3 protein-coding genes are annotated in these 4,013 nt (G+C 56.4%); 1 reads left to right on the top strand and 2 read right to left on the bottom strand.

Annotated features, from left to right (window positions below; all coding sequences use genetic code 11):
• The first annotated feature begins 3 nt into the window (after positions 1-3).
• Positions 4-432: a CBS domain-containing protein gene (locus ABSG20_RS31405; protein ID WP_423868336.1), complete on the top strand. Its 429-nt coding sequence runs from the start codon at positions 4-6 to the stop codon at positions 430-432.
• A 72-nt stretch (positions 433-504) separates the two neighbouring features.
• Here the strand turns inward: ABSG20_RS31405 and ABSG20_RS31400 are convergent, their stop codons facing one another.
• Both ABSG20_RS31400 and ABSG20_RS31395 read right to left on the bottom strand, forming a co-directional pair.
• Entirely contained in the window at positions 505-2,097 is a 1,593-nt protein-coding gene (locus ABSG20_RS31400; RefSeq protein WP_423868335.1) for a PAS domain-containing sensor histidine kinase, read from the bottom strand.
• A gap of 75 nt (positions 2,098-2,172) precedes the next feature.
• Positions 2,173-3,345, bottom strand: a complete 1,173-nt coding sequence (locus ABSG20_RS31395; protein ID WP_423868334.1) for an IS4 family transposase — start codon at positions 3,343-3,345, stop codon at positions 2,173-2,175.
• Positions 3,346-4,013: the final 668 nt, after the last annotated feature.

The raw sequence follows: 4,013 nt of genomic DNA, 5'->3' as shown, positions 1-4,013 counted from the left end.
GCGATGCAAGTCGGAGACATCCTGCGCAAGAAGACCGCGCGCGTTACGACAGTTCGCATGAATGAAACCGTCGCCATTGCCGCCCAATTGATGCGTGCCAACAACATCAGCGCGCTGGTGGTCAAGGACGTCGTGCACACCGAAGGCAATACCGCGGTCGGGATGTTTACCGAACGCGACGTTGTCCGCGCCGTCGCCGAACATGGCGCGGCCGGTGTCAACCTCAGGGTTGCACAGCTGATCTCGGTTCAGCAGCTGGTGTCCTGCAGTTCGACCGACACGCTCATACATGCGCGTCATCTGATGAACCAGCATCACATCCGCCATCTGCCTGTGATCGACGATTACAGCCTGATCGGCGTCATCAGCATTCGCGACATCTCGATCGCGTTCGACGAAGAGACGACGGCGGCCCGATCCGTCCCCGCCTGACCTGCCGACTTAGGACAGTCGTCAAACCAGCCGCTTCACTCGGGTTGCCGACGGTGACAAGCAATGCTGGGCCTATTGTACGCGACGTGTGAGCAAATCAAAACTGAAACGGGCGCCGCCCAGGGCGGAATTGTTGTCCGCGCGAATGCGGCCGCCATGGGCTTCGAGAATGGACTGGCAGATGGCCAAACCCATGCCCATGCCGGTGTCCTTGGTCGTGAAGAAGCTATCGAAAAGACGAGGGAGATGCTCCGGATCGATGCCCGGGCCGCTGTCCTCGATGCTGCAGCACACGGTCTCAGGATCTGAGAGCGTGGTTCCGACAGAAATGCGGCGGTCCGCTGGCGCAAGCTGCGTCATCGCCTGGGCCGCATTGATGGTCAGGTTGACGATGACTTGCTGGAGCTGAGTGCGGTCCCCGACAATTTGCGGTAGCTCCCGTGTGAGATCGAGGGACACGATGATCCCTTTCTCCTGCAGCTCATGGCGGAGGAAGCTCAGTGATTCATTGACGACATCATCAATCGACAGCGGCTTCTGTTCGGGTGCCCGCTGGCTCGCCATGTCTCGAATGCGCCCTATGATCTCGGACGCCCGCCGTGCGTCGCCGACCACGCGTTTGGTGAGCATCCGGATCTTTTCGATATCCGGCGTGTCCTGCGTCAGCCAATGCAGGCTCGACTCGCCGTTCGCGGCGATCGCGGTAAGCGGTTGGTTGACTTCGTGGGCGATCGAGGCAGTTAGTTGCCCCATCGTCATCACGCGCGTCATTTGAGCGAGCTCCGCCTGCATGTCGCGCAGCTTCTCCTGCGCTTGCTTCCAATCGTGCATGTCCACAACCGTACCGTGCCACTTTAGAACGGGTCCTCCGTCGTCGAGCAACGGGAGCGCGCTCGCCACGCACCATCGGTAGGTGCGGTCGGCAGCGTGGAAGATGCGAACCTCGACTTTATACGGCAATCCGGTTGCAACACAGGACATCCACACTCGAACCGTCTCATCAACATCATCCGGGTGAAGAAGTTTCGTCCATCCGCTACCCTTGATTTCGTTCGCTGAGAAACCAGCGTAATCGAGCACACGAGCATTGCAGTAATCGATCACTCCCTCTGGAGTCGCGCTCCAAAGCATCTCCGGAATAGTTTCAGTCAATTGGCGCAGTCTGAATTCGCTCTCCCGCAGTTGAAGTTCCGTCCGTTTGCGCTCCGTGATGTCGCGCAGGAAGCCGGTGAACGACGGTGGCCCGTCCAAGGGGATTCGCATAATTGCGAGCTCGACGGGGATTTCCCTGCCGTCGGCACGTACCGCCGTCATCTCGATGTGTCGCCCGATCACTCGCGATGCTCCGGTCGCAAGGTAGCGGGCCAGTCCTGACCGGTGCGCTTCCCGAAGTGAGGGTGGAATGATGATGTCGGCCAAGTGCAAGCCCACAACCTCGTCCCGGCGGTAGCCGAAAGTATGCTCCGCTGCCAGGTTGAACTCCGTGATGCAGCCCTCGTGATTGATTGTCACTATGCAATCAAGTGCCGAGTCCAGGATCGCTGCGTTGCGCACCTCGCTGTGCTTCAACTCATCTTGCGTCCGCTTGTGTTCGGCAATTCCCTTCTCTAACTCTTCGTGAAGGCGCTTGATTTCGTCGGCGGGATGTTCGGGTTGCCCTTCCATGTTGGAGCTCCGTCAAGGGTAGCGCAGTCCGCCTGGTCCAGTGATTTTGATGTTCTGATCACTAGTGTCCCAACGTTAATTGAATAGATTCAATTGGTTATCAGTGTCTGAAAGAGATGTCTGTGCCGGGATGTCAGAAAAGAGCTGTAAAATATGTGTTTTCTCGAAAAGGGTGAGGCTCAAAATCTGTAACATTTCGTAGAGGCTCGCTTTGACGCCGAGGCGGTTTTTGACGATGGCGACCAGCACATAGACGCACACGGCCGACCATATTTGCGCCTTGACCGCGTTCTCTGAGGTGCCGAAAAAAGCTTTGATCCGTAGATGCTGCTTGATCCATTTGAAGAACAATTCGACTTGCCAACGAAATTTGTAGAGCTTTGCAATCGTCAAAGCTGGTAGGACGAAATTGTTGGTGAGGAACACCAAGGATTTGCCCGTTTCGGGATCGTTGAATTTAATGCGGCGCAAGGGACGATCAAACCCTTGGCGGGTGTAAAAGCCGGTCAACACGATGGTTTGGTCGCAGATCAAACCGGTAGAACGGTCGACGGGACGAGAATAGCGGCGGCGGGCCTTCATATTCGACTTCGCACGCGTAACGAAGAAACTTCCGGCGTCATCGAGCCGCCCCAAGCGTTCGAAATCGACATAGCCTCGATCCATGACATAGAAAGCGCCCGGTTCGGGCACCAGATGATCGAGGATCCTGACGTCATGCATTTTGCCGTCGCTGATGAAGATAAACGACGGAATGTTGCCGCGCAGATCGAGTAGCGTGTGCAACTTGATGGCGGCTTTGGTTGACCGGAATGGCGCCCATGGAAAGACCGACAGACACAGATCAATCGTCGATGAGTCGAGAGCGTAGACTGTGTCCAATCCGTCAAGTCCCGGCAACGCTTCATTGATGTAGAGTTCTCGTGCGATGCCGATCAGGTGCTGCGCGAAGTCCGCGTAAATCCGCCAGTCGCGCACAGCATTCGCGTTGGCCATCGTGTTGCGGGCGATTCGCTGGCTGCGAAAGCCCAGATGATAAAGTTTGGAGGATTGCGCTTTGAGACAGGCTTCGATGTCTCTCAAACTTTCGCGCCATGTCAATTGTGCGAACGCAAAACAGCGAAACTGGTCGAGACAGGAGAAGTGCTTGATTTTATGATCACCACCGTAGCGCGCGACACAACGCCGAAACACATGCCACGGCAAATGATCCATGACTTGCGTGAAAACATATTGGCCGGCGTACATCTGCGTCCCCGCGATCAAAACAAACCGCAGAGGTCGGAAAACGCCCGAAAAAATTCAAGTCGATAACGGCAGAAAACGCCATTTTACTGAAAACTATCAACCGGTTATACTCGCTTCTCCCAACAACGTTGGGACACCAGTGATTCATAAAGACAAAGCATTGGTGTGGCCACCAGCCAAACACCTTGGGTTTCCCAAGGTCCTCAAGCGGCTTAGGTCCCTGGCGAGCACCAATCGCGCCACGCCCGCATGGGGTGTAATCTATTCGCCGCCATGCACTTCGCCAACAGAAAACTCAGGAGCAAAGGCCGCCGGACGCCGGGTTTTGGCGCGGCGGCCCGAACCGGGCTTCCCGGACGCCACCGCTGCATATTCTTGTGCAACTCCTTTACCGGTTCTGCTTATCCCGCTCCTTGCTCGGCAATCCCGGACCAAAATGCCACTGCAATTCCTTCTATGCCGACCTCTGGATTATGCCGACCATTGGCTCAGAACGGGCTCTGGCGGTGGCGATCGCTGCGTTGGAGTCGGCATAATCCGATTGGCCTCACAGCGTACAGTCTCCCTCTTGCCAATTGAAGGGAGGCTTTGATGTTGATTGATCTGTCACGAGTTAGGGTTTCGGGTCCGCTTTCGGCATTCGCGACTGGGTTTGCCGACCACATGAC

The organism is Bradyrhizobium sp., from assembly GCF_049512235.1.
Classification (GTDB): Bacteria; Pseudomonadota; Alphaproteobacteria; order Rhizobiales; family Xanthobacteraceae; genus Bradyrhizobium.
Note: the sequence above shows the minus strand (reverse complement) of the source record. Positions and strands in the feature narration are given on the sequence as shown.